Source organism: Micromonospora sagamiensis (genome assembly GCF_014680085.1).
GTDB classification, from domain to species: Bacteria; Actinomycetota; Actinomycetes; order Mycobacteriales; family Micromonosporaceae; genus Micromonospora; species Micromonospora inyonensis.
The window spans coordinates 3,315,733-3,341,092 of record NZ_AP023438.1 but is presented as its reverse complement, the minus strand read 5'-3'; the positions used below and the strand labels follow the sequence as shown (position 1 = coordinate 3,341,092).

General features: G+C 70.9%; 24 protein-coding genes and 1 pseudogene. 7 read left to right on the top strand and 18 right to left on the bottom strand.

What is annotated here, in order from left to right; all coding sequences use genetic code 11:
• Positions 1 to 11 precede the first annotated feature (11 nt).
• Positions 12 to 836: an SDR family oxidoreductase gene (locus IGA62_RS14690; protein ID WP_145820771.1), complete on the bottom strand. Its 825-nt coding sequence runs from the start codon at positions 834 to 836 to the stop codon at positions 12 to 14.
• A gap of 41 nt (positions 837 to 877) precedes the next feature.
• Positions 878 to 1,336, bottom strand: coding sequence for an Lrp/AsnC family transcriptional regulator (locus tag IGA62_RS14685; protein WP_091455030.1), 459 nt, complete (start codon positions 1,334 to 1,336; stop codon positions 878 to 880).
• Between the two features lie 284 nt (positions 1,337 to 1,620).
• On the opposite strand from IGA62_RS14685, the gene IGA62_RS14680 reads away from it, so the two are divergent.
• A complete protein-coding gene (locus IGA62_RS14680; RefSeq protein WP_145820773.1) occupies positions 1,621 to 2,388 on the top strand; it encodes a hypothetical protein in 768 nt (255 codons plus the stop codon).
• On the opposite strand, the gene IGA62_RS14675 is transcribed toward IGA62_RS14680, so the two are convergent.
• Positions 2,307 to 2,726, bottom strand: a complete 420-nt coding sequence (locus IGA62_RS14675) for a PIN domain nuclease (RefSeq protein WP_145820775.1) — start codon at positions 2,724 to 2,726, stop codon at positions 2,307 to 2,309. The genes IGA62_RS14680 and IGA62_RS14675 overlap by 82 nt on opposite strands.
• Positions 2,723 to 2,932, bottom strand: coding sequence for a type II toxin-antitoxin system VapB family antitoxin (locus tag IGA62_RS14670; RefSeq protein WP_145820778.1), 210 nt, complete (start codon positions 2,930 to 2,932; stop codon positions 2,723 to 2,725). The genes IGA62_RS14675 and IGA62_RS14670 overlap by 4 nt, the downstream gene beginning before the upstream one ends.
• Before the next feature lie 359 nt (positions 2,933 to 3,291).
• On the opposite strand from IGA62_RS14670, the gene IGA62_RS14665 reads away from it, so the two are divergent.
• Positions 3,292 to 3,561, top strand: coding sequence for a BldC family transcriptional regulator (locus tag IGA62_RS14665; protein WP_088981116.1), 270 nt, complete (start codon positions 3,292 to 3,294; stop codon positions 3,559 to 3,561).
• A 69-nt stretch (positions 3,562 to 3,630) separates the two neighbouring features.
• Here the strand turns inward: IGA62_RS14665 and IGA62_RS14660 are convergent, their stop codons facing one another.
• Complete coding sequence (locus tag IGA62_RS14660; protein WP_145820780.1) at positions 3,631 to 4,260, bottom strand: UbiX family flavin prenyltransferase; 630 nt, start codon at positions 4,258 to 4,260, stop codon at positions 3,631 to 3,633.
• 194 nt (positions 4,261 to 4,454) lie between these two features.
• Between IGA62_RS14660 and IGA62_RS14655 the strand changes: the two genes are divergently transcribed.
• A complete protein-coding gene (locus tag IGA62_RS14655; RefSeq protein ID WP_145820782.1) occupies positions 4,455 to 5,411 on the top strand; it encodes a terpene synthase family protein in 957 nt (318 codons plus the stop codon).
• A gap of 49 nt (positions 5,412 to 5,460) precedes the next feature.
• On the opposite strand, the gene mqnP is transcribed toward IGA62_RS14655, so the two are convergent.
• The 3 genes and pseudogenes from mqnP to IGA62_RS14640 all read right to left on the bottom strand — a co-directional run.
• Positions 5,461 to 6,363 carry a menaquinone biosynthesis prenyltransferase MqnP gene (gene mqnP, locus IGA62_RS14650; protein ID WP_145820784.1) on the bottom strand — a complete coding sequence of 301 codons (903 nt, stop codon included), beginning with the start codon at positions 6,361 to 6,363 and terminating at the stop codon, positions 5,461 to 5,463.
• On the bottom strand, positions 6,360 to 7,823 hold the full coding sequence (locus IGA62_RS14645; RefSeq protein WP_145820787.1) for a menaquinone biosynthesis decarboxylase: 1,464 nt from the start codon (positions 7,821 to 7,823) through the stop codon (positions 6,360 to 6,362). The genes mqnP and IGA62_RS14645 overlap by 4 nt, the downstream gene beginning before the upstream one ends.
• Before the next feature lie 201 nt (positions 7,824 to 8,024).
• A pseudogene (locus IGA62_RS14640) lies at positions 8,025 to 8,324 on the bottom strand (hypothetical protein); the annotation flags it as partial.
• 443 nt (positions 8,325 to 8,767) lie between these two features.
• On the opposite strand from IGA62_RS14640, the gene IGA62_RS14635 reads away from it, so the two are divergent.
• Positions 8,768 to 8,989 carry a helix-turn-helix transcriptional regulator gene (locus IGA62_RS14635; protein ID WP_145820789.1) on the top strand — a complete coding sequence of 74 codons (222 nt, stop codon included), beginning with the start codon at positions 8,768 to 8,770 and terminating at the stop codon, positions 8,987 to 8,989.
• 208 nt (positions 8,990 to 9,197) lie between these two features.
• Positions 9,198 to 9,809, top strand: a complete 612-nt coding sequence (locus tag IGA62_RS14630; RefSeq protein WP_145820791.1) for a hypothetical protein — start codon at positions 9,198 to 9,200, stop codon at positions 9,807 to 9,809.
• A 124-nt stretch (positions 9,810 to 9,933) separates the two neighbouring features.
• Here IGA62_RS14630 and IGA62_RS14625 read toward each other — a convergent pair whose 3' ends face one another.
• Entirely contained in the window at positions 9,934 to 11,415 is a 1,482-nt protein-coding gene (locus IGA62_RS14625) for an AAA family ATPase (RefSeq protein ID WP_232625015.1), read from the bottom strand.
• Between the two features lie 41 nt (positions 11,416 to 11,456).
• Positions 11,457 to 12,212, bottom strand: coding sequence for a M23 family metallopeptidase (locus tag IGA62_RS14620; protein ID WP_145820795.1), 756 nt, complete (start codon positions 12,210 to 12,212; stop codon positions 11,457 to 11,459).
• A gap of 142 nt (positions 12,213 to 12,354) precedes the next feature.
• On the opposite strand from IGA62_RS14620, the gene IGA62_RS14615 reads away from it, so the two are divergent.
• The gene (locus IGA62_RS14615) at positions 12,355 to 13,701 is read left to right on the top strand and encodes a hypothetical protein (protein ID WP_145820797.1); all 1,347 of its coding nucleotides are present in this window, start codon (positions 12,355 to 12,357) and stop codon (positions 13,699 to 13,701) included.
• A 71-nt stretch (positions 13,702 to 13,772) separates the two neighbouring features.
• On the opposite strand, the gene ccsB is transcribed toward IGA62_RS14615, so the two are convergent.
• From ccsB to hemL, 6 genes are read right to left on the bottom strand one after another with little or no spacing between them, the layout of a single operon-like run.
• A complete protein-coding gene (ccsB, locus tag IGA62_RS14610; RefSeq protein ID WP_145820799.1) occupies positions 13,773 to 14,777 on the bottom strand; it encodes a c-type cytochrome biogenesis protein CcsB in 1,005 nt (334 codons plus the stop codon).
• Positions 14,778 to 14,780: 3 nt separating this feature from the next.
• Entirely contained in the window at positions 14,781 to 16,448 is a 1,668-nt protein-coding gene (gene resB, locus IGA62_RS14605) for a cytochrome c biogenesis protein ResB (protein WP_145820801.1), read from the bottom strand.
• On the bottom strand, positions 16,448 to 17,383 hold the full coding sequence (locus IGA62_RS14600; protein WP_145820803.1) for a cytochrome c biogenesis CcdA family protein: 936 nt from the start codon (positions 17,381 to 17,383) through the stop codon (positions 16,448 to 16,450). The genes resB and IGA62_RS14600 overlap by 1 nt, the downstream gene beginning before the upstream one ends.
• Positions 17,383 to 17,943 (bottom strand): TlpA family protein disulfide reductase, encoded by a 561-nt coding sequence (locus tag IGA62_RS14595; RefSeq protein WP_145820805.1) that lies wholly within the window; start codon positions 17,941 to 17,943, stop codon positions 17,383 to 17,385. Before IGA62_RS14595 ends, IGA62_RS14600 begins: the two co-directional genes overlap by 1 nt.
• Entirely contained in the window at positions 17,943 to 18,578 is a 636-nt protein-coding gene (locus IGA62_RS14590) for a histidine phosphatase family protein (RefSeq protein ID WP_186500360.1), read from the bottom strand. Before IGA62_RS14590 ends, IGA62_RS14595 begins: the two co-directional genes overlap by 1 nt.
• Before the next feature lie 20 nt (positions 18,579 to 18,598).
• The gene (hemL, locus tag IGA62_RS14585; protein WP_145820808.1) at positions 18,599 to 19,936 is read right to left on the bottom strand and encodes a glutamate-1-semialdehyde 2,1-aminomutase; all 1,338 of its coding nucleotides are present in this window, start codon (positions 19,934 to 19,936) and stop codon (positions 18,599 to 18,601) included.
• Between the two features lie 157 nt (positions 19,937 to 20,093).
• Here hemL and IGA62_RS14580 point away from each other — a divergent pair, with 157 nt between their 5' ends.
• Complete coding sequence (locus IGA62_RS14580) at positions 20,094 to 20,426, top strand: STAS domain-containing protein (protein WP_091454988.1); 333 nt, start codon at positions 20,094 to 20,096, stop codon at positions 20,424 to 20,426.
• A 3-nt stretch (positions 20,427 to 20,429) separates the two neighbouring features.
• Here IGA62_RS14580 and IGA62_RS14575 read toward each other — a convergent pair whose 3' ends face one another.
• Positions 20,430 to 20,987: a response regulator gene (locus IGA62_RS14575; protein WP_091454985.1), complete on the bottom strand. Its 558-nt coding sequence runs from the start codon at positions 20,985 to 20,987 to the stop codon at positions 20,430 to 20,432.
• On the bottom strand, positions 20,984 to 25,351 hold the full coding sequence (locus tag IGA62_RS14570; RefSeq protein WP_145820810.1) for a HAMP domain-containing protein: 4,368 nt from the start codon (positions 25,349 to 25,351) through the stop codon (positions 20,984 to 20,986). The genes IGA62_RS14575 and IGA62_RS14570 overlap by 4 nt, the downstream gene beginning before the upstream one ends.
• Between the last annotated feature and the right edge of the window lie 9 nt (positions 25,352 to 25,360).

Below are 25,360 nucleotides of genomic sequence, written 5' to 3'. Positions count from 1 at the left end.
TACCGGCCGGTTCACGTACCGTCGACCCGGCGACGCTGGCGGCGCTGCCCGGCCCGGCCCGTGGCGCGGACCAACGGGGCCAGCCGGACCGCCAGCCCCGGCAGGGCGTCGAGCAGCCGGACCTGCGCGCCGCGCCAGCGGGGCAGCGCGACCACCGGTCGGGGGCGCCGGGCCAGCCGGGCGGCCCGACGGGCCACCCGCTGCGGCGAGAGCAGCGTCCCGGTGAAGGAGGCCACCGCCCCGGGGTCGTCCAGCCGGTCGTGCAGCATCGGGGTCCATATCCCGTCCGGGCACAGGCAGGAGACGTGTACGTCCCGGTACCCGGCCAGCCGCAGGTCGGCGAGGGTGCCGAGGCTGAAGGCGAGCAGGGCGTGCTTGCTGGCGGCGTAGACGGTCTCGCCGGGCGGGGCGACCAGCCCGGCCAGCGACACCACGTTGAGTACGTGCCCGCGACCCTGGTCACGCATCACCGCCAGCGCGGCGAGGGTCCCGTTCATCGCGCCGAGGGTGTTCACCTCGACCACCCGGCGGCGGGTCGCCGCGTCGTGGCTCCACGACGGGCCGGTCACCAGGAGGCCGGCGTTGTTCACCCAGAGCCCGAGGCCGCCGGCCCGGGTGGCAGCCTCGGCGGCCACCCCCGCGCAGGCCGCCTCGTCCCGCACGTCCAGCGGGCGGGACCAGCCACCGAGCGGGCCGGCGACGGCGGCCACCGCCTCGGCGTCCAGGTCGGTGAGGAGCACCCGCCAGCCGTCGGCGTGCAGCGCGACGGCGATGGCGCGACCGAGCCCGCCGGCCGCACCGGTCACCACCGCCGTCCCGGGAGTCCGATCCGTCACCGCCGCACCGTACCGCGCGGGCACCGGTTCGGCGGGGCCGCTCAACCGGCGGGTGGGGCACCCGGCTGGGGGCGGTTCTCCCACTTCGTCGACAGGGCGATGCCGGTGCGGGTGGAGGCCACCCCGGGGGTGCGGTTCAGCCGGAGGATGAGCCGCTCCAGCTCGGCGATCGTGGTGACCCGGGCCTTGAGCAGGAAGGACTCCACGCCGGCCATGAAGTAGCAGGATTCGATCTCGGGCATCTGCCGAAGGGCCTCCAGCACCTCGTCGGTGTCGGCGGTGGAGTCCTCGACGATGCCGATCAGGGCGGTGACGGCGAGCCCGATCGCCTCCGGCTCGACCTCCGCCCGGTACGCCCGGATGACCCCGCCCGACTCCAACTTGCCGACCCGTTCGTGTACGGCGGGAGCGGAGAGACCCACCTGCCGGGCCAGTTCGGCGTACGACAGACGGGCGTTGGCCCGCAGCAACTCCACGAGCCTCAGGTCGATGGCGTCCACGGACTGTAGACCCTAGTCGTGCGCTGCCCCGCTGACACTCTTGTGGCTCTGGGCGCGCTGGGCTTCCCGTGGGAGACGATCGTGGCTGCCGACAACGGCTCGCGGCTGGACGTTGACGTCCGCGGCTTGGTGGACCTGGTCCGGAACCGGATCATGCCGGCGCTGCGCGAGGTGATCGCCGCCGCCGAACGGTCGGTGTTGATCACCGAGGCAGCCCCGCTCGCCCGGTACGGGCAGCTCGAACTGTTCCAGCCACAGTGGACTCACAACAAGAGTCTCCGCGTGTGGAAGCGTTCGAGTCTCTGTCGGCGTACACCGAGGTGCAAACGCATGGATTCGAAGTGGACCTGCTGGCCGCGCGCGGCAACCGTCTGGTCCTGGCCACCGTCAAGTCGGCCTTCGGATCGCGCGGCGTGGTCGCCGAGCATGTCACCGGCGAGAGCAGCAACCTCCGCGCGAACAAGCTCTACGCGTTGCTCAACAACGAGACCGTACGAGACGCTGTCGTCCTCGGCGCAGCTCAGCGGTTCGGCTACCAGGTAGATCAGGTCGAGCTTCGCCTCTATGTCGGCCGGTTCGCGGCACCCACCACCGGTACCCACGAGGCGAAGATCAGACAGTGGTGCGCGGAGCAGAAGGCGGGCTCGGGACCGATCGGGGTCTTCAACGTGAGGGAGGTCGTCGCCGGGGTCATCCGGTCGGCACAGAAGAAGCAGTACCGGAACAACCCCGTCCTGGTGACTATGAAAGCCCTCGAAGCAGCCGGCCTGCTAAAGCTCACACTTCCTGACCACATCGATGACGATCTCGTTCTGCCCACGGGCGACTGGATATCCGACGGGGAGGTATCCCATGCCACAGATCAACGACCACGTCATCCTGCGGGCCTGGCGGCAACGCGGCGAAAGCGGGCGCATCCACTACGTGGCAGCCAAAGCGGGTGGCGGCGAGCAGGGCTGCTGGTCCCGTGTCAGTCGGCGGTCCCGGCCGGAACGACCCAGGTGGTGGGCTGGCCGGTGATCGCGGTGATCAGGTCGAAGTCGCCGTCGTAGTGCAGGACGGTGGCTCCATGCCGCTCGGCCGTGGCCGCGATCAGCAGATCCGCCATGGAGAGCGCACGGTGGTTGCCCTTGTGAAGCGCCTGCACCTGGATGTCGATCGCCCGATCCCAGACTTCGTCGGGCATCGACAGCCACCGGAAGCCGCTGAGCAGCCACCGGGCACGCTGGGCCTCCTTGGCGGTGCGGGCGCTGCGGATGACCTCGACCTCGACCGCCCCGCACACCGCGAGCAGGCCACACTCGGAGAGTTCTTCGAGCACCGGAGCCACACGGGGCTTCGGCCAGCGGGCGAGGGCTGACTTGTCGAGCAGGTAGTGCTCGTGGTTCACGCCGCGTCCGGCTTGGTCGCCTCGACCGGGCCGGTCAGATCGGGCAGCCCTCCACTCTTCAGCCAGTCCGCGAACTGCCGCCGTTTCTCCCGGTCGACGACCGCCTTGAGGGCAGCGTTGACGGTGGCCTTCTTCGTGGTGGTGCCGAGGATCTTTCCGGCCTCGGCAAGTAGCTCGTCATCGACGTCAAGGATGGTCCGGCTCACGGTGGCTCCTTCGATCCGCGACACCCAGCGATGATATCAACCCAGTCCGTTCTTGATATCACGACCTGGTCGGCGACTACAGGGCTCGCCGGGCAGGACGCTGACCGGCTCAGGTGAGCGAAGGTGCCGCCGCCATCCTGCGTCAACCCACCCGCTTCGTACCCTTGAACTATCGGCATCAGGTCAGGACGTCCGCCCACCAGTCCTTACGTTCCGACTCCGTGCATTTTTCGCGTTTGGCGGACCGCGTCACCTCGCCGGTGCTGTAATTGCCATACGTCCCTCATGACGGCTCTGGGCTCGCACCGGCCGGGGGCAGTGTGTTCAGCCGAGGGCTTCGTCGACGCGAGGAGGGGGCTGTGGACACTGGAGATCGCCTGCTGACACCGGGCGAGGTGGCCGCGCTGTTTCGGGTGGACCCGAAGACCGTGACGAGATGGGCGGCAGCCGGCCGGATCGGCAGCATCCGGACGCCAGGCGGGCATCGCCGGTTCCGGGAATCCGAGGTGCGGGCGCTGCTTGAGGGGGAGGGCATGCTCGACGAGGGGGAGGACGTGGCGAACCGGCCACGCAACGTCGGACCGACGGCCTCCACCGGCCCGGGTCCGGCCAACGCCGGCATGTACTGACGGGTGACGGGTCACGCGGACCGGGCGGCAGATCGCCGGTCCGTGTCCCGTCGCACCACGGCTGGCCGGTCAGCCCAGGGTCGCGCCGAGTTCCCCGGACCACCGGCGGAAGAGCGTGTGCGGTACGCCCAGCGCGTCCAGCACCTTGCCGGCGACGAAGTCGACCAGCTGCTGAGCCGAGGCAGCCGCCCCGGCACCGTAGAAACCGGGGCTGGCGGGGAGCACCACCGCACCGGCGTCGTGCAGTGCGATGAGGTGCTCCAGATGACTCCGGGTCACCGGGGTCTCCCGGGGCACCACGACCACCGGCCGCCGCTCCTTGAGGTTGACCTCGGCGGCACGCTGCAACAGGTCCTTGGAGAGCCCGATGGCGATGCCCGCGCAGGCCGCCGTGCTGGCCGGCACCACCGCCATGCCGCGTACCCGGTAGGAGCCGCTGCTCGGGCCGGCGGCCAGGTCACCGGCGGGCCAGTACCGCAGGTCGGCCCCGTCGAGGTCCCGCCCGAGCCAGTCGCCCAGGTCGTCGCGCCAGTGCCCGTCCCGGAACGGTCGGCCGGTCTCGTCGAGGACGGTCAGCCGGGCCGCCCGGGAGACGATCAGGTCGACGGCCGACCCGGCGTCGAGGAGCCCGCGCAGGACCGCCGCCGCGTACGGCGTACCGGAGGCCCCGGAGACCCCGACCACCCATGGTTCGCGCATACCGACAAGCGTGCCTGGTCGCCCACGCGGCGTGTCCACCGCCCCCGCTTGTGGTTGCAGGGGTCCCCTACTACCGCTTTTTGGGTAGCAGGGGACCCCTGCAACCACCTCAGCCGCCCCGGGCCGACTGACGGGAGAGCGCTTGCACCTGGCATGCTGCGGGGGCATAACGTACAGCGGGGAAGGAATCGGTGATGACCGGCGGATCCCTCGGATCGCCACGGTTCGACTGCCCCATCCCGCCCCGGCTGTCGCCGCACGCCGACGCCACGCAGGAGTGGCTGTCCACCTGGCTCGCCCGGTTCGACCTGCCGCTGGACCGGGGCGCCCTCGACCGGCTGGACCGGGCCGGCATCGCCCGGTACGCGGGCCGGATCTACCCGGACGTCAGCCCGACCGACCTGCGCACCCTCGCCGCCCTGTTCACCTGGTTCTTCCTGGTCGACGACCTCTGCGACGCGCCGCACCGCTCGACCCCGGAGGAGGTCGACGGGCTGCGCCAGGGGGTGGTGAGACTGTTGCGGGCCGGCCCACGCTCGCGCCACCCCGGTTTCACCGGCCCGTTACGCCGGATGCTGGTGGACGCCTGGCGGGCTCCCCGAGCACGGATGCCCACCCGGTGGCAGGTCCGCTTCACCGACGCGATGGCCCACCACCTGGACGGGGCATGGCGCGAGTCGGTCAACAAGGCCGCCGGCCGGGTGCCGACGGTCGCCGAGTACGTGCCGCTGCGCCGGGCCACGTCGGCGGCGTACGTCTCGTACGCGCTGGTGGAGTTCGTCACCGGTCAGGTGCTGCCGGACGTCGTCTACCACCATCCGCTGCTGGTCCGGATCGCCGAGACCGCGAACGACCTGCTCTCCTGGTTCAACGACGTGGTCTCGCTGGAGCGGGACCGGGTCGGTGCCGGCGGGCACAACCTGGTGCTGGCCACCGCACACGAGCGCGGGGTGCCGGTGGAGACCGCGGTCGCCCTGGTGGCCGACGCGTGGCGGGCGGCGATGGACCGGTTCGTGGCGCTGCGCGCGACGGTGCCGTCGTTCGGGCCGGAGTTGGACCGGGCGGTCGCCGTCCACCTGGACGCGATGGCGAACTCCGTGCGCGGCACCATCGACTGGACGCTGGAGAGCGCCCGCTACCCGGTGCCCTGACGGGGGAGCGCCCGCCACCCGGTGCCCTGAGGCGACCGGGTGGGTCGGCTCAGGCCCCCAGGCCCTGCCGGAGCACCAGGTCGAGCAGGGCGAAGAGGAAGAGCGCGATCCCGACGAACCCGTTCGCGGTGAAGAACGCCCGGTTGACCCGGCTCAGGTCGGTCGGGCTGACCACCACGTGCTGGTAGCCGAAGGCGAGCGCGGTCAGCGCCAGTCCGGCCCACCAGGGCCAGCCGAACCCGACGAGCGCCCCGAACCAGACGAAGAGCGCGAAGGTCACCACGTGCGCCGCCGTGGAGGCGTGCAGGGCGAAGCGCAGCCCGTACCGGGACGGGACGCTGCGGACCCCGATCTCACGGTCCACCTCGGCGTCCTGGCAGGCGTAGATCAGGTCGAACCCGCCGATCCACAGGCCCACCGCGACACCGAGCAGCCAGGCCGGCCACGAGCCGGCGAAGGTGCCGGTGACGGCGAGCCACGCGCCGACCGGGCCGACCGCCTGGGCGACCGCGAGGATCGCGTGCGGCCAGTCGGTGAACCGCTTGCCGTACGGGTAGACGACCAGGGGCACCACGGCCAGCGGCGCGAGCACCAGGCAGAGCGGGTTGAGCAGGGCGGCGGCGGCGAGGAAGACCACCAGCGCGACCACCGCGCCGGTCCAGGCCGTCCGCACGCTCACCGCCCCGGTCACCAGTTCCCGCCCGGCGGTACGGGGGTTCCGCGCGTCGATCCGCCGGTCGATGATCCGGTTGGCGGCCATCGCGAACGTCCGCGCCCCGACCATCGCGACGGTGATCAGCAGCAGGTCGAGCCAGCGCACCCGCCCACCGTCGACCCGCATCGCGGTCAGCGCGGACAGGTACGCGAAGGGCAGCGCGAAGACCGAGTGCTCGATGGCGACGAGTCGGAGGAAGGACTTCACCCGACCGGGTCGTTCGGTGACCGCGGTCATCGGATGCCGTACTCCTTCCAGCGCTTGTCCACCAGGGCGACGACCTCGGGCGACATGGTCATCTCCTCGGGCCAGCCCCGGGTGTAGCCCTCGGTGGGGAGCTTGCGGGTGGCGTCGATGCCCGCCTTGCCGCCCCAGAACTGCTGGTACGACGAGTGGTCCAGGTGGTCCACCGGCCCCTCGGTGAGCAGCAGGTCCCGCGAGTAGTCGACGTTGCCGAAGGCCCGGAAGGCGACCTCGTGGTAGTCGTGCACGTCGCAGTCCTCGTCCACCACGACGATCAGCTTGACCAGGGACAACAGGTGGGCCCCCCAGATCGCGTTCATGATCTTCTGGGCGTGCTTCGGGTAGCGCTTGCGGATCGAGACGATCACGCAGTTGTGGAACACCCCGGCGGCCGGCATGTCGTAGTCGACGATGTCCGGGATCAGCATCCGCAGCAGGGGCAGGAAGATCCGCTCGGTGGCCTTGCCCGGGCCGTGGTCCTCCTGCGGCGGCTTGGACGTGACGATCGTGTGGTAGACCGGGTCGCGCTGCATGGTCATCGTCTCGACGTGCATCACCGGGAACGGCTCGACCGGCGTGTAGAAGCCGGTGTGGTCGCCGAAGGGGCCCTCCGGCAGCCGCTCACCGGGCTCGATGTAGCCCTCCAGCACCACCTGGGCGTGCGCCGGCACCTGGAGCGGCACGGTCAGGCAGTCGACCATCTCCGTACGCTCGCCGCGCAGGAAGCCGGCGAACAGGTACTCGTCGATGTCGCTGGGGAGCGGCGCGCTGGCCGCGTAGCTGACCACCGGGTCGCAGCCGATGGCGATCGCCACCGGCAGCCGCTGGCCGAGCCGCTCGGCGACCGCGTGGTGCGCGGTGGAGTCCTTGTGGATCTGCCAGTGCATGCCGATGCTGTTGTGGCTGTGCTGCTGGAGCCGGTAGAGCCCGAGGTTGCGCTTGCCGGTCTCCGGGTGCTTGGTGTGGGTCAGCCCGTAGTTGTGGAAGACCCCGCCGTCCCCGGGCCACACCTGCAAACCCGGCAGCCGGTTCAGGTCGACGTCGTCACCGCGGTAGACCACCTGCTGGCAGGGGGCGGTCTTCACCTTGCGCGGGGGCAGCGACTTCAGCTGCATGACCTTGCCGAGCCCGTCCCGGATCCCGGACCAGCCGACCGGCAGCTCCGGCTTGATCATCGCACCGATCCGGTCGCCGATCTCGTCCAGCGACTCGACGCCGAGCGCCATCGCCATCCGCTTCTCGGTGCCGAACAGGTTGACCGCCACCGGCATCTCGCCCCGGGTGGGGCGCTCGAAGAGCAGCGCCGGCCCGCCCGCCCGTACCGTCCGGGTGACGACTTCGCTGATCTCCAGCGTCGGATCCACCGGCACGCTCACGCGCCGCAGTTCCCCCGCGCGCTCCAGCGCCGTGAGGAAGTCCTTGAGATCGGTGTACGGGAAGCCACGAACCGCCATACCCCCAGTCTCCCGCACCGCCCCGAACCCCGTCCCACCCGGTCCTCACCGAAGCCTGCCGCCACCACCCCGGTGATCCACTCCTCTTCGGCGATATCGCGGTATCCCGTTCGCGGGACACCGCCGTATCGGCGAAAGTCCGACGGCGTCGCCGGACATCAGGGCCGGGGCGAGGGCAGCCGACGCGAGTTCGGCCGGTACTGCCGCGCGTTCCGGACGGGCGTCCCGTTCTGAGCGGGTGGCGCGTTCTGAATGGGTGGCGCGTTCCGGGTGGGCGGGGCGGGGTTGCGGCACCACCCGGAGCCCGGCCCACTGGACGAAGACGCTCCGCCGCGCGACGGCGTTGCCCTTCGTGTCCAACTGGTAGCCATCCAGCCAGACCCAGCCGTCGAACGTGGTCCAGTCGTCCTTCACCCGGATCAGCCGGAACATGATCGGCCGGTGGAACTGGACACTCGCGGCCCGGGTCAGGTGGAGGACGTCCCCCGCCCTGAGCCGCATCTCGGCCGGGGCCGCCCTCGCCGCCCCGTTGCCGGCCCGGACGAGAGCGCTCACGCGCCGAACCGCCGCCAAGCGCGGATACGCCGTCGGGCCAGCTCGACTCGGGGGCAACCGCCGCCGAGCCGGCACGACCCGCACCGCCGGCTCCGGTGGTACGTCAGGACGAGCCAGGAGCACCGGACGAGTACGGGTTCCCTGTGCGTCATGGCCGGTCGCCTCCCCGGGGCTGGGCTGGGTCTTCGCGGCACCCCGGCCCGCCGGGTCACGCCTACACCGAACCGGGGCACCACGTAACCGATCCAACACCCAGCGATACCCGTGTCAACGTTGACGCGCCTCACACGACGTGTCCTGACAATCGCGCCATCGACAACACGATTTCCTTAGCTGCTCTTATTAACGTGTCAACTGAGACGCGAGCGAACTGGTCTACCTTTGCTCACATGACCGATGAGGTGCCGGGGCCGCTCGTCGCCGCAGGCGAGATCCTGAAGATGCTGGGCGTCAGCCGGTCGCGGTTTCGTGCCATCGCAATGCATCCGAACTTCCCGCGGCCCTTCCAGACGTTGTCGGTCGGCTCGGTGTGGCTTCGGTCGGACGTGGAGGCGTACATCGCCAAGTACCGTCAGCCCCGCCCTCCAGCCGACGAAGACGAGCCGGGCTGACGCGCTGCGACGGGTGGGTGGAGCACCTGATCTACGTAGGTGCTCCGGGCTCGGTTCCACTGCTCGCGGCAGAAGATGAGTACGACAACTCATCCTCTTCGTACCGCTGGCCAGCACCCATGTGACCATGGCTCCTCGTCGCCCGACAAAGCTGGCAACGGTCGCAGCTCTGGTTCTCATGCTGGCGGCGTGCGGGTCAGACGCGCCCATGCGGGACGAAGCCACCCGGGAAGCGCAATCGGCCGCAGTCCGACAGGCAAGCACGTCGAAGGCCGAGCAGATCAGCACGGTGCTCTCCGCCGCGGCCCGGCCGTCGCCGCTCAAACCGGTCGCCGCAGAAACACTCGACAAATGCCATGCCGGAGCCACCAATGGCCTGTTTGGCCACGACGAGTACCGCCTCACCTGCCGCCTCAGCGAGACCAGGTACTTCGGGATTGGCGACAACCTTCTGGATGTGCTGCGCGAGGTCGACAAGGGGGCCAAGGCTTCCGGCCTGATGCCGGTCACCACCTCGGCCATCGAAGATGTCGAGAGGTACTACGCGGCGAACGGCAGGACCGAAGACGGGCTACTGCTGCCCCTACCGGGGTTGAGCTACTTCGCCCCTGGGCACGACTCGCCGATTTGGGTCGGGTGGTCGCAGGTCAGCGACCCGCTGGACAGTCAATCGGTCCCGGACCTCACCTGGCCGACCGTCTTCGTCGAGGCCCAACCGGTCGACCTCGACGCACTGCGGGTTGGTCCGCTGCAAAGGCACCAGTATCTCGTCACCATCTCCTCGGGGTCCAGGTACTACGAGGTCCCCTGGTCCTCCTGACGCGAAGCCAGACCGCTCGCCGATCATGGAGTTGTGGCACCCGATTGGTTCGTGATTGCGGAGTTTGGGAGGTGCCCAAACTCCATGATCGAACGGGGTGTTGGTACGCGCCGTCTCCGGTCGGTCAGTCGCCGGAGTAGAGGCGTTCGGGGTCGACGACGAGGACGTCCGGTCGTCGGGCGGCGATCTGCCGGAGTTCGTCGGTGAAGCCCGCCCCGCTGGCCAGTAACAGGCGGGCGCTCCCGGCGTCCCATCCCGGCCGTGCGGTCAGCAGGACGCGGGCCCGCTCCAGCCGGTCCAGGTCCGGTCGGCCGAGGGTACGACCCCACTTCACCTCGCCGATCGCGAGCAACGGCCGTGGGCCGTCCCCGAGCGGCGGCTCCCCCAACGCGACGAGGTCCAATTCGTGGCTGGTCCGGCTGGCCGGGTCGGTCAGGGTGGCCGCGCTTGCCTCGGCGACGATTCCGCCGAAGGTCTCCGGGGCGGCGAAGCGGAGCGTCCACTGCCGGACGGTCTCCTCGAAGCCCGGCCCGAGCACGGCGCTGGCGTACCGGCGTTGGGAACGACGCCAGACGTCGGCGCCACGCCGCTGCTCAAGGGCGGTCCAGGCCGGACGCATGACCGCCTGGTAGAAGGTGATCAACGGCTCGGTGATGCGGTACCGGCTCCGACCGCTGCGCAGCGGATCCGGATCCCGGGCCAACAGGCCGGCGTCCTCCAGCACGGTGAGCGGGTGTTGAAGATCGGTGGCCTTGCGACCGATGTAGCCGGCGATCCCGCCCCGGGTGCCGTTCCCTTCGGCCACCGCCGCGAGCACGGAGTGGTAGAGCGCGGCATCGCGGAGGTCCGGATCCTCGGCGAGGAGGTACCGGGCCTCCCGGAACAGCGGCCGGGCGGGGTTCAGCACCGACCGCACGACCCAGTCGTCGAAGTCGTCCGGGCCGCCCGGCGCGTCGTCCTGGACGTACTCCCGACGGTAGGCCGGGGTACCCCCGACGATGGCGAACAACTGGGCGGCGAGGAGCGGATCGTCGATCCCCCAGAACGCTGCCGCCGCCCGGTAGTCGAGCGGAGCGACCGGAAGCTCCAGGCCCGCGCGTCCCCGCAGGGGAGCCGATCCGGCGAGCAGTCCACCCATGAAGGAGAGGGCGGACCCGCAGAGCAGCAGCCGGGTTCGGGACTCCGTACGTTGCGGTCTGCCCGGGGTGAGCGCGTGCTGGATGGTCGACGGCAGGTCCCGGCTCGCCCGCGCGAGGTAGGGGAACTCGTCGACCACCACGGTCACCGGCCGGTCCCGGCCGAGGGCGAGCAGCGCGTCGACGGCCTCCGTCCAGTCGGCCAGCCGGACCGGCCCCGGCGCCTCGGTGTACCGACCGATCGCCTCGCCGAGCCGACGGAGCGATTCCGCTGGGGTCGCCTCCGTCGCGCCGAAGTAGAAGCCGTTGGTCGCCTGGGCCAGCTCGTACAGGAGGAGCGTCTTCCCCTGCCGACGACGACCGGTGACCACGCCGAGGGTCGCGCCGGGGCGCACGTCGGTGGCGAACCGGACCAGTTCAGCCCACTCGACATCCCGATCGAAGATCCCCGCCGGCTTGCTGAGCGTCATGGGCACCCCAAAACGTATAACTACACTTCTAAGAAGTGTAGTTATACATTCTGCGGACGGCATGGCGATTGAGGTCGGGATGGAACGCGCCGATCAGGGGCGTACTCCAGCGGCTCGACGACCGCGCCCTCGGCGGGGACGCCGTACTCCCTGGTGTGGAACTGCCTCGCGCCGCGCGGCCGTTCGCGGAAGTGCCGGAACGCCATCGGGACGCCTCGCGCGACGGAGAAGTCCCGGATCTCCATGACCTGCATGTGCAGATGCGGCTGGGTCGAGTTGCCGGAGTTGCCACAGGCCGCGACGTGCTGGCCTGCCGTCACCACTTCCCCGGGGCTGACCCGGACGGAACCGGCCCGCAGGTGGACGAGCGCGACGAACGCGCCACCGGGGAGCGCGATGACCAGGTAGTTGCCGGCCACCGCACGTACGCCCTGCCGGACCCGGGCCGCCTGACCGAGCATGTAGGGCACGAGGGCCAGTTGTGAGCGCCGCCCGGCGTGGTCGATCTCGCCGTCGTGCACCTCGACGACGGTGCCGTCGGCGGGGGCCAGGATCGGTCGGCCGTAGGCGAAGAACCGGTCCGCCGGTTCGGTGGTGAGTAAGGTCCGCCAGTCCCGGCGGCCGGCGGTCCGGCGGCGCTCGTCCACCCCGACGAAGTCGATGGCGTACCGCTCACCGAACAGGTCCGTCCCGTGGCTCGGGACCCGCCGGGCCGGACTGTTCCGGGCCAGCCACAGCCCCGTGAACGGTAGCGAAAGCGCGACCTCCGGGTGCCGCGAAGACTCCTTCTCGACCACGGCGACAGCCTAGCCAGGCCGGACCAGTCCCCGTCCGTCACTGACCGCCCTCAGCCCGTCACACCCTCCTCATAGGATTCAGTCCGCCGCTCGGCCGGACGGTCCGAGCGGCTCACCCTCCCTGAGGAGTCCCATGGCACTCGTGCGCGTTACCCGCACGTTCCAGGTCGGCGCGGCGGCGCTCGCGGCGGCAACGCTGGTCGGCCTGGCGGCGAGCCCCGCATCGGCGGAGACCGACCCCGGCCGGGTCAGTGGCTGGCTCTCCGACACCACCATCGGTGCCGCCGGCGCCCCCGGCCGGACCGCTGCTCTCGACCTGAGCAGCAGCGGAGCGACCGGTCCCCGGGTCGTCTTCGACCTGAACGGACTGGCCGGAGTGGCCACCGCCGCCTTCCCGGACTGGTGTGTCACCGCCACCGCCCAGGTCACCTGCCCGATGCCGCCCACCGCCACTCCGGACGAGTTCGGCACGCTGAACGGCACCGTGCCGGTCGTGCTGCGGGCCGTCCCCGGCGCCGCCGACGGCGCGGCCGGGACGATCGGCTACACCGTACTGGCCGACGGCATCGACGGCGAGGCCCAGCAGGCCACTGTCTCGGTGCACGCCGGGCCGGACGCGGTCAGCCTGGTCAACGAGTACGTCGACGACGTCGACACCGGCGACACCCTCGACATGCAGGTGGCCCTGACCAGCGCCGGCAACGTGGCGGCGTCCGGTATCCGGCTCACCTTCCGGTTCCCGGTCGGGCTTGAGCCCGCCGCCTACCGCAACTGCCGCTACGGTGCCGGCGGCCAGCTCAGCACCATCGTGGTTTGCGCTATCCCGGGCACGTTTTCGCCCGGACTGAGCTACCAGGTCCCGGGCGGCTTCGCCACCACGGTCGGCCCGGCCGCCATCGGCGACAAGCGGATCGTGCAGACGGTGGAGCCGGCCACGACCGCCGGCCCGCCGCCTGCGGGTGTGGTGCTGGAGCGGCGTCCCGCCGACCGCACCCTCCGGCTCCGCCAGGTGGGCGCAGCGGTCGATGTCATCAGCGCCGAGCACCAGTACCCGTCCGGCCAGTACTACCTGCGCGACATCCCCGGCGCGTTCGACGTGGTGGCGCTCGGTGCCGCCGCCACCGGTTCGGTGGGCGACACGGTGACGGTCCGGGTCGGCTTCCGCAACGACGGTCCCGGTGTCCCGGACGGCACCATCTCCGGCGGGGATCCGGGTCAGTTCGCCTTCGTCCCGCCGGCCGGCACGGTCGTCGCCAACTGGCCGACGGGCTGCTCGTCCATGGGTGGCGAGGATGGCTTCGAGGGACCGGTGACCTGGTACTGCACCAAGCCGGGTGGCGTCTTCGCGGCCGGCGAGACCTTCCTGGTCGGCTTCGACCTGCGGATCGACGGCCCACTCGGCGCTCCGGGCGAGGTCCGGATCCCGTACAGCTACCCACGGGTGGACGACGACCCGACCAACGACAGCGCCCCCGTGACCATCTCCTGATCCCGGACCGACGCGACCGCCGGCTGCCCGTCAGGGGGCCGGCGGTCGTCGTCCGCAGGGGTGGAGTGGAGTCAGTCGAGGCCGCCGTACGAGTGCAGGCCCTCGAAGAAGATGTTCACGCCGAACAGGTTCATCAGCATGGTCAGGAAGCCCAGCACGGCGATCCAGGTGGCGACGTTGCGCTTCACGCTCGGCGTGGCGCGGGCGTGCAGGTAGCCGGCGTAGATCACCCAGGAGATGAACGACCAGGTCTCCTTCGGATCCCAGCCCCACGGGCGGCCCCAGGACGCCTCGGCCCAGATCGCCCCGGCGATCACCGCGAAGGTGAAGACCGGGAAGGCGAACGCGTGCAGCACGAAGGTGAGCCGCTCCAGGCTCTCCGCCGCCGGCATCCGCTTCGCCAGCGTGTACGGGAAACTGCGCTTGCCGCGCTCGTACCCGGCGCGCATCAGGTAGGTCACCGCCGGCACCGCGCCGAGCAGGAAGAGACCGGAGGCGAAGACCACCGTCGAGACGTGGATGACGAACCAGTACGAGTTGAGCGCCGGCACCAGCGGCACCACCGGCACGTAGAGCACCAGCTCGGCGGTGGCCAGCAGGAGCACCATGACCAGGGTCAGGAACAGCCCGAGGCGGCGCAGCGAGGGTCGCTTCCAGAGCACCGCCAGCCAGCCGGCGACCCCGATGAACGAGACCGTCAGCACGAACTCGTACATGTTGCCCCAGGGCATCCGGTCGGCGGCGATGCCGCGGGTGACCAGGCCGGCGAGGTGCAGCAGGGCGGCGACCACGGTGGCGACGACCGCGATCCGGCCGGCCAGTCGGGCCCGACCGCTCGGACGCGCCGGCAGTTTCGCACCAGCCGGCCGGTCCGCCGGGGCGTCCGCGCCCGCGTCGGTGCCGGTCGTGCCCCCGCCGGACCCACCGACCCCCGCGCCGACCAGCTCGCGGGCGGGCGTCGCGGCCACCACCCGGGTACGGGCGTTGCCGAGGGCGTACTCGACGGCGTGACAGATCATCGCGACCAGGTACGCGAGGATCGCGAAGGTCACCAGCTGATCGGAGAGCGCGGACATTGCTTAAGTCCCTTCTCGCGAACCCGGGGCGACCCGGTCGGCGGCACCGGTCCCGCCGCTGCCCCGGACCGCGTCGACGAGCTGCGAGAACTCGTCGGCGAACCCGGGGTACTCGGTGCGCGGCAGCCCACCGGCCTGCACCAAACTACTACCGTCCGTCGTGGATCTTCCGGCCGGGGCGTCGGCGTCGTCCGTCGTCGCACCGCCGGACCCGGCCGGGACCACCCGGAACCACACCCGCCGCCGCCGGCCGAAGAGCGAGCCCATCAGGCCGAGCAGCAGCACGCCGGAGCTGACCAGCATCAGCGTCGAGCCCGGGTCGCGCCGGACGGAGAGGGTGACGAACGGCTCGGTGCCGAGGAACTCGACGCTCGTGCCGTCGTCCAGGGTCCACTTCTCACCCGGCTTGAGCAGCTTCGCGTCGCCGAGCTGCTTGAGCTTGCCGGTGCGGACCTGCCGCTGGTCGAGCTGGTACACCGAGCCGGGGATGCCGGCGTCCACACCCAGGTTGCCCCGGTAGGCCACCAGGAAGACCGCCGGGTTCCGCTCGGTCGGGTGCTCCGACCGCACGTACGGCGGGGCGTCCGGCGCGGTCGGCAGGTAGAGCCCCTCGAAGGCGACCTGGAGGTTCGGGTCGCGCTTTCCGGTCGCCGGGTCGACGTTGACGTCCGGGAACATCGCCACGCCCTCGCCGGTGAGCGTGTTGTCCATGGTCAGGAAGGGCACCGTCGAGGTCTGCGAGTCGCCGTTGCGGTCGGTGTACCGGATGACCGGCGCGTATCCGTGGCCGAGCAGGTAGACGCTCGCCCCGTCGAGCCGCAGCGGCGAGTTGACCGAGAACTTCTCCCGGCGCGCCTGACGCCCGTCCTCGGTCACGGTGACCGTGGCGCTGTAGAACTCCGGCTGGCCGGACTCCAGGAACCGGGCCTGGAAGTCCTCCAGGGTCAGGCAGAACGGGGGCAGATCGGGGCTCTGCACCCGGGAGCCGAACTTCGACTCGGCGTACTGGAACTGGGTGTTGCAGAAGGCGTTGTCCGCGCCGGCCACCAGGAGCCGGTTGCCGCTCCAGCCGTACCACGAGCCGAGCGCGACGCCGATCAGCAGCGCGATCATCGAGGTGTGGAAGAGGAGGTTCCCGGTCTCCTTGAGGTACCCCTTCTCGGCGGAGACCTCGTTGCCCCGGACCACCACCCGCCAGCGGCGGCGGCGCAGCACCGCCGCGATGGCCTCCGGGTCGCCGTCGTGACCGGTCAAGACCGCGTGCTGCGGCAGCCGCTCCAGCCGCTTCGGCGCGGCGGGCGGCGCGGCCCGCAGGGCGCGCACGTGGTCGCGGAGCCGGGGCACGATGCAGCCCACCAGCGAGGTGAACAGCAGCAGGTAGATCGCGGAGAACCAGACCGAGCCGAAGACCTCGAACCCGCCGATCCGGTCCAGCGCCGGGCCCAGCTTCGGGTACTCGACGAGGAAGTCGTCCACGTCCTCCGGGTTCACGCCGCGCTGCGGCAGCACCGAGCCGGGAACGGCAGCGACCGCGAGCAGGAAGAGCAGGATCAGCGCGGTACGCATGCTGGTGAGCTGCCGCCACGAGTTGCGCAGCAGGGCCAGCACCGGGTTGGGGCGGCGCGGGGTCGGCGGTGCCGGGGTCGCCGGCCGGTCGTCGACGAGTGCCATCAGATACTCACCTCGCCCACCCCGAAGGTGGTCTGCAACCAGATCACGAAGCTCTGCCAGCCCCCGGTGACCAGGGCCAGGCCGATCAGGACCAGCAGCACCCCGCCGATCCGGGTGACCCAGCGGCTGTTGCGGCGGATCAGCCGGAAGACGCCGAGCAGCCGCTGGAACGCGAGCCCGAAGACCACGAACGGCAGGCCAAGCCCGAGGCAGTACGCCACCGCGAGCACCACCGCCCGGTCGGTCTGCCCGCCGGCGGCGGCCATGCCGAGCACCGCGCCGAGGGTCGGGCCGGTGCAGGGCATCCAGCTCAGCGCGAAGACCGCGCCGAACACGGGTGCACCGAGCAGGCCGGCGCTGGGCAGCCGGTGGATCCGGAACTCCCGTTGCAGGCCGGGCAGCACCCCGACGAACGCCAGCCCCAGCAGGATGACCAGCGAGCCGATGCCGATCTCCAGCGCCCGCTCGTACGCGAAGAGGACCTTGCCGACGCTGGCGAAGAGGATCGCGGTGGCGGTGAAGACCGCGGTGAAGCCGCCGATGAACAGCAGCGTCCCGGCGAGCACCCGCCCCTTCACCGCGGCGGTCGACGCCCGCTCCCGTTCCGCGAGCGCGGTGCCCCCACCACCCGGGGCGGTGCCCGCACCGCCGGTGGCGGTCGCCCCGGCGTCGGTGCCGGTGCCGTCGGCTGGGGTGGTTGCAGGGGGCCCTCGCTCGACAGAATCCGGTAACAGGGGTCCCCTGCTACCACCTCGGCTGCTACCACCTCGGCCCTCCAGGTCGGCGCCGGCCAGGCCGGTGACGTAGGAGAGGTAGCCGGGGACGAGGGGCAGCACGCAGGGCGAGAGGAAGCTGACCAGCCCGGCCAGGGCCGCCGCGCCGATCGCCAGCAGCAGCGGACCGCTCTCGGCGAGGGTGCGGAAGGTCTCACCCATCAGCGGGCGCCTTCGGCGACGATCCGCTCCACGACCGGTTGGAGGGCATCCTGGATGACCGCGCCGCGACGCACCGCCGCGATCCGGCCCTCCCGGTCGAGGACGATGGTCGCCGGGATGGCGTTGGGCGCGATGTCGAAGTCCAGGGCGGTACGGCCGGGCGGGTCGAAGAGGCTCGGATAGGTGACCCCGAAGTTCTTCTCGAACGCCTTCGCCTTGTCCCGGCTGTCGGTCACGTTGATGCCGAGGAAGGTGACCTCGGCGCCCTTGGTCGCCTGGTAGGTCTTCTCCAGGTCGTCGGCCTCCGCCCGGCAGGGGTTGCACCAGGAACCCCAGAAGTTGATCACGACAACCTTGCCCCGGTCCTGGGCGAGGTCGTAGCTGCCGCCGCCGAGGAGTTCCCCGGTGACCTTCGGTGCGGTGCCACGCCGGTCGGGGGCGCACTCCAGGAAGCCGTCCCGGGTCGCGCAGCGCTGCTCGTCGCCCTCGGCGGCGCAGCCGGCCAGCGCCACCGTGGTGACGGCGACGAGCAGGGCGGCGGTCCACCTCCGGACGTTCATCAGGCTCCCTTGGCTGTCCTGGCGGTCGGCGACATGGCGATCAGGTGGGCGGCCGGCTCGGAGTAACCGACACCGACGATCTTGGCTCCCTCGAAGTGGAACGAGGTGAGGCTGGCCAGGCCGCACTGCCGGCGACGCGGGTCGTGCCAGAGCCGCTTGCGCTCGACGTACCGGCGCAGCGTCCAGATCGGCAGCTGGTGGGAGACGCAGACCGCCTCCCGCCCCTCGGCGGCGACCCGGGCGGCGTGCAGCGCGGCGAACATCCGCTCCGCGATCGTCCGGTACGCCTCGCCCCAGGAGGGGGTGACCGGGTCGCGCAGCACCCACCAGTTGCGCGGGTCGCGGAAGGAGCCGTCACCGGGCGACACCTTCTTGCCCTCGAACCAGTTGGCGCTCTCGATCAGCCGCTCGTCCACCCCGACCGGGAGGCCGAACTGGGCGGCGATCGGCTCGGCGGTCTGCTGGGCGCGCTCCAGCGGGCTCGCCACCACGTGCACGACGTCCCGGTCGGCCAGGCCCTGTGCGGCGGCCTTGGCCATCTGCACCCCCAGCTCGGAGAGGCGGAAGCCGGGCAGCCGACCGTAGAGGATCTTCTCGGGGTTGTGCACCTCGCCGTGTCGCAACACGTGGACCACCGTCTTGCTGCTCACCGCACCTACCCCCCGTGGCCTGCCGCCGCCGCTGCGTTCGCCGCCGCCGGAAGGGCCGCGGCGATCTGTTCCAACGCGACGTCGTCCAGCGCCGCCGACACGAACCACGCCTCGAACGCGCTCGGCGGCAGGTAGACCCCGCCGGCCAGCATCGCGTGGAAGAACGCCGTGAACGCCGGCACGTGCTGGGTGCGGGCGCTGTCGTAGTCGACCACGTCGGCGTCGGTGAAGAAGATCGAGAACATGTTGCCCGCGTACGACAGCCGGTGCGGGACCCCGGCGGCGGCCAGCGCGTCGCCGGCCAGCTTGCCCACCACGGCGGCGGTCTCGTCGAGACGGCGGTAGACGGCGTCGTCGGCCAGGCGCAGGGTGGCCAGGCCGGCGGCGCAGGCCAGCGGGTTACCGGAGAGCGTGCCGGCCTGGTAGACCGGGCCGGCGGGGGCCAGCCGGGCCATGATCTCCGCGCGCCCGCCGAAGGCCGCGGCCGGGAGCCCACCCCCCATGACCTTCCCGTACGTCCACAGGTCGGCGTCGACCGGGTCGAGGCCGTGCCAGCCGGAGCGGGAGACCCGGAAGCCGGTCATCACCTCGTCGACGATGAGCAGCGCGCCGTGCGCGTGCGCGATCCGGGCGAGCTGGGAGTTGAAGCCGTCCCGGGGGGCGATCACGCCCATGTTGCCGGCGGCGGCCTCGGTGATCACCGCGGCGACGTGCGGCCCCTCGGCGGCGAAGACCTCCTCCACCGCGTCGAGGTCGTTGTACGGCAGCACGATCGTCTCGCCGGCCGCCGCGCCGGTCACGCCGGGCGAGTCGGGCAGGCCGAGGGTGGCCACGCCGGACCCGGCGGCGGCCAGCAGCGCGTCGACGTGACCGTGGTAGCAGCCGGCGAACTTCACGATCTTGGGCCGACCGGTGAAGCCCCGGGCCAGCCGGATCGCCGACATGGTCGCCTCGGTGCCCGAGTTGACCAGCCGGACCTGGTCGACCGGGGTACGGTCGACGATCTCGGCGGCCAGCTCGACCTCACCCGGTGTCGGGGTGCCGAAGCTGGTGCCCCGCGCGGCGGCGGCCTGGACGGCCGCGACCACCTCGGGGTGTGCGTGCCCGAGGATCAACGGCCCCCAGGAGCAGACCAGGTCGACGTAGCGCCGCTCGTCCGCGTCGTACAGCCAGGGACCCTCCCCCCGGACCATGAAGCGCGGGGTGCCACCGACGGCACGGAAGGCGCGCACAGGGGAGTTCACCCCGCCCGGCACGAGAGCGCGGGCGCGGTCGAACAGGGCCTCGGAGGCCGGTGCGTCGGCCGGGTAACGGCCGGTTCCGGCAGAGTACGTATCCGTCACGATGCGGCCATTGTGTCAGCGCCGGGGGGCCGATCGACAACCACCCCTGGTCAGGGTTACCAGACTCACCCCACCGCCGGCCCTGGTCGGCACCCCACCCGGGGGACCGGATCGACCTCGGCAGGCCAGGTCACCCGGATCGCGCTAGGCTGACCGAGTGGATCGTGCCGAACTGTCCATCACGGTACACCGGACGGCCGACGAAGTGGTGTTGCGCCTGGTCGGTGAGATCGACATGCTCACCGCAGCCCAGCTCTCCAGCGCGGTGAACGAGATCCTCGCCGATCCACCGCCACGCATCGTCCTCGACCTCGGTGGCGTGACCTTCTGCGACTCGCAGGGGCTCGGCACGCTCGTGGTGCTGAGCCGGAAGGCGAGTCACGCGCAGAGCCTCCTGGTGCTCACGCAGGTCGGTGACTTCCTGCTCCGGGTGCTGGACATCACCGGCCTGCGCTCCGCCCTCATGATCCGTAACCAGTCCACCCTCTGAGGCTCAGAGCGGATTGCCCCAGCGGGCCTGCTCCAGCAGCTCGACGGCGCGGTCCCGCGCCTCCGGGTCGTCGTCGGAGCGCAGCAGCGCGGTGGCCTCGTCGACCGCGTCGGTGAGCACCCGCCACTGTGCCTCACGCTCGCGGACCAGCTCGGACTGGGCGGCGAGCTGCCGGGTCTTGGACCACAGGTCGACGAAGACCGACACCTTGGCCCGCAGCACCCACGGGTCGAACGGCTTGGTCAGGTAGTCGACCGCGCCGACCGCGTACCCCCGCAGGGCGAGCTGGGCGTCCCGGTCGGCGGCGGTGAGGAAGATGATCGGGATGTGCCGGGTCCGTTCCCGGCGCTTGATGTGCCCCGCCGTCTCGAACCCGTCCATGTCCGGCATCTGGGCGTCCAACAGGATCACCGCGAAGTCGTCCACCAGGAGCTGTTTCAGCGCCGCCTCGCCGCTCTCGACGGCCACGGACTGCACCGGCAGGCCCTGGAGGATCGCCTCCAGGGCCATCAGGTTCTCCCGTCGGTCGTCCACCAGCAGCGCCTTGGCCATCTGGGTCACTGGTTCTCCTCGCGTCCGCTGCCACTGATCCAGGACGACATCAGCTCGATCAACTCGTCCAGGTCGACCGGCTTGGTGATGTAGTCGCTGCCGCCCGCCGCCAGCGCGGACTCCCGGTCGCCGGGCATCGCCTTCGCGGTCAGGAAGACGATCGGCAGGTCGGCGAAGCGGTGGTTGCGCCGGATCGAACGGGTCGTCTCGTACCCGTCCTGGTCGGGCATCATGGCGTCCATCAGCACGATGTCGACCTCCGGATGCTCGGCGAGCAGCCGGATACCGTCCGCCCCGTTGTCCGAGTACAGCACGGTCATGCCATGCAGCTCCAACGCGCTGGTCAGGGCGAAGACGTTACGGACGTCGTCGTCGACGATCAGCACCGTGGCCCCTTCCAACCGCCGGGTCGCCGGGCCCTCCGGCGGCTTGGGCACCTCCGGCGGGGGCATCAGCAGCGACGAAGGCAGCCCGGCCCGGGCCGGCGAGGGCGGCAGCGGGGCGACCACCGCGTCCGGGGCCAGCACGTCGGGGACGAAGAGGGTGAACGTGGATCCCTGTCCGGGCGTGGAGGCCACGCTGATCGTGCCGCCGAGCAGGCGGGCCAGGTCCCGGCTGATGGAGAGCCCGAGCCCGGTGCCGCCGTACCGGCGACTGGTGGTGCCGTCGGCCTGCTGGAACGCCTCGAAGATCAGCGACAGCTTGTCGTCCGGGATGCCGATCCCGGTGTCGACCACCGTGAACGCGATCACCTGCCGGGCGTTGGTCAGCGCCGGTACGTCGAAGACCTCGTTCTCCGCCGCCGGTCCGATCCGGAGGGTGACCGTCCCGGTGTCGGTGAACTTGACCGCGTTGGAGAGCAGGTTGCGCAGGATCTGCTGCAACCGCTGGGCGTCGGTGACCACGGTGGTCGGCAGGTCCTGGGCGATCTCGACCTGGAAGTCGAGGCCCTTCTCCTCGGCCTGCGGCTTGAACGCCTGCTCGACGTAGCCGCGGATCTCGGAGAAGCGCACGTCGACCGGCTGGACGTCCATCCGGCCGGCCTCGATCTTCGACAGGTCGAGGATGTCGTCGATCAGCGAGAGCAGGTCGGAGCCGGCGCTGTGGATCGTCCGGGCGAACTCGATCTGCTTCGGGGTGAGGTTCTGCTCCGAGTTCTCGGCGAGCAGCCGGGCCAGCAACAGCAGCGAGTTCAGCGGCGTCCGCAGCTCGTGGCTCATGTTCGCCAGGAACTCCGACTTGTACGCCGAGGCCCGGGTGAGCTGCTGCGCCTTCTCCTCCAGGCCGAGCCGGGCCAGCTCGATCTCCCGGTTCTTGGTCTCGATGTTGCCCTTCTGCTCGCTCAGCAGCTGGGCCTTGTCCTCCAGTTCGGCGTTGGTGCGCTGCAACTCCGCCGACTGCTCCTGCAACTCCAGGGCGAGCCGCTGCGACTGGGCGAGCAGTTCCTCCGTACGCCGGTTGGCCTGGATGGTGTTGACCGCGATGCCGATGGTCAGCACCAGCCGCTCCAGGAAGGAGAGGTGCAGCTCGGAGAAGGTCGCCACGCTGGCGAACTCGATCACCCCGAGCAGTTCCCCCTCGAAGAGCACGGGGAGGACGACCAGGTCGGCCGGGTTCGTCTCGGCCAGGCCGGAGCGCAGGGTGATGGTGCCGTCCGGCACCGCGCTGACCCGGATGGTGCGGCGGGAGAGGGCGGCCTGTCCGACCAGGCCCTCGCCGGGGCCGAAGGTGACCTCGTGTCCCCGGGCGACGTACCCGTAGGAGGCGGTGAGCCGCAGTCGCGTGACGCCGTCCGAGGTCTCGGCGAGGAAGAAGGCGCCGAGCTGGGCGTCGACCAGCGGCGTCACCTCCATCATGATCATGCGGCAGACCTCGCCGAGGTCGCGCTGCCCCTGGAGCAGACCGCCGATCCGGGCCTGGTTCGAGTCCAGCCAGCCCTGCTCGGCGTTCTTCTTCGTCGTCTCCCGGAGGGTGACGATCATCTGGTTGATGTTGTCCTTCAGCTCGGCGACCTCGCCCTGCGCCTTGACCGAGATCCGCTGGGTCAGGTCGCCACGGGTCACCGAGGTGGAGACCTGGGAGATCGCCCGGAGCTGGGTGGTGAGGGTGGAGGCGAGCTGGTTGACGTTCTCGGTGAGGTCCCGCCAGGTGCCGGAGACCCCGCGCACCTGGGCCTGACCACCGAGCTTGCCCTCGATGCCGACCTCCCGGGCCACCCGGGTCACCTCGTCGGCGAACGACGACAGCTGGTCCACCATCGTGTTGACCGTGTTCTTCAGCTCCAGGATCTCGCCCTGCGCGTCCACGGTGATCTTCTGGCCCAGGTCGCCCTTCGCCACGGCGGTGGTCACCGAGGCGATGTTGCGCACCTGCGACGTCAGGTTCGACGCCATCGAGTTCACGTTGTCCGTCAGATCCCGCCACGTACCGCTGACGCCCTTGACCTGCGCCTGACCACCGAGCTTGCCCTCGGTACCCACCTCACGGGCCACCCGGGTCACCTCGTCCGCGAACGACGACAGCTGATCCACCATCGTGTTCACGGTGTTCTTCAGCTCCAGGATCTCACCCTGCGCGTCCACCGTGATCTTCTGCGACAGGTCACCCTTGGCCACCGCCGTGGAAACCTGGGCGATGTTCCGGACCTGGGCGGTCAGGTTCGACGCCATCGAGTTCACGTTGTCGGTGAGGTCGCGCCAGGTGCCGGCCACTCCGCGCACCTGGGCCTGGCCACCGAGCTTGCCCTCGGTGCCCACCTCCCGGGCCACCCGGGTCACCTCGTCGGCGAACGACGACAGCTGGTCCACCATCGTGTTCACGGTCGACTTCAGCTCCAGGATCTCGCCCCGGGCATCCACCGTGATCTTCTGCGACAGGTCGCCCTTGGCCACGGCGGTGGTCACCGAGGCGATGTTGCGCACCTGCGACGTCAGGTTCGACGCCATCGAGTTCACGTTGTCGGTCAGGTCCCGCCACGTACCGGAGACGCCCTTGACCTGGGCCTGGCCACCGAGCTTGCCCTCGGTACCCACCTCCCGGGCCACCCGGGTCACCTCGTCGGCGAACGACGACAGCTGGTCCACCATCGTGTTCACGGTGTTCTTCAGTTCCAGGATCTCGCCCCGGGCGTCCACCGTGATCTTCTGCGACAGGTCACCCTTGGCGACCGCCGTGGAGACCTGGGAGATGTTGCGGACCTGGCTGGTCAGGTTGCCGGCGAGCTGGTTGACGTTCTCGGTGAGGTCTCGCCAGGTGCCGGAGACCCCGCGCACCTGGGCCTGGCCACCGAGCTTGCCCTCGGTACCCACCTCCCGGGCCACCCGGGTCACCTCGTCGGCGAACGACGACAGCTGGTCCACCATCGTGTTGACGGTGTCCTTCAACTCCAGGATCTCGCCCTGCGCGGCAACGGTGATCTTCTGGGAGAGGTCACCCCGGGCGACCGCGGTGGAGACCTGGGCGATGTTGCGGACCTGGGCGGTCAGGTTCGACGCCATCGAGTTGACGCTGTCGGTCAGGTCCTTCCAGGTGCCGGCGACGTTCGGCACCTCCGCCTGGCCGCCCAGCTTGCCCTCGGTGCCCACCTCACGGGCCACCCGGGTCACCTGCTCGGCGAAGAGCCGGAGCGTGTCGGTGAGCCCGTTCATGGTGTGCGCCAGCTCGGCGACCTCGCCCTTCGCCGACACGGTGATCTTCTGCGACAGGTCGCCCCGGGACACCGCCGTGGCCACCTGAGAGATCGACCGCACCTGGTCGGTGAGGTTCAACGCCATGGTGTTCACCGAGTCGGTGAGGTCCTTCCAGGTGCCGGCGACGCCGCGCACGTCGGCCTGGCCGCCCAGCTTCCCCTCGGTGCCCACCTCACGGGCCACCCGGGTCACCTCGCTGGAGAACGAGGAGAGCTGGTCCACCATCGTGTTCACGGTGCGGCCGATGTGCAGGAACTCACCGCGCAGCGGCCGGCCGTCCATCTCCAACGCCATGTGCTGGGAGAGGTCACCGTCGGCGACCGCCACGATCACCCGGGCGATCTCGGTGGTGGGCCGGCCCAGGTCGTCGATGAGCGAGTTGACCGCCCGCTGCCCCTCCGCCCAGGAACCGTCCAGCCCCTCCTCGTCGAGCCGCTCGGTGAGCCGGCCCTCCCGGCCGACGATCCGGCTGATCCGACGCAGGTCGAAGTACTGCCGCTCCTGCAACGACACGACGTCGTTGAAGGCGTCGACCACGTCACCGGCGACGCCCGCCCGCCGGGGAAGCCGTACCTTGAAGTCACCCTGACCGACCCGGCGCAGCGCCGCCGCCAGCTCGCCGAGGACAGCCTCGTGGTCGGACGCCGCGGAGTCCGCGCCGACCGGGGTTCTCGCCGTCGTCATCGTTCCTCG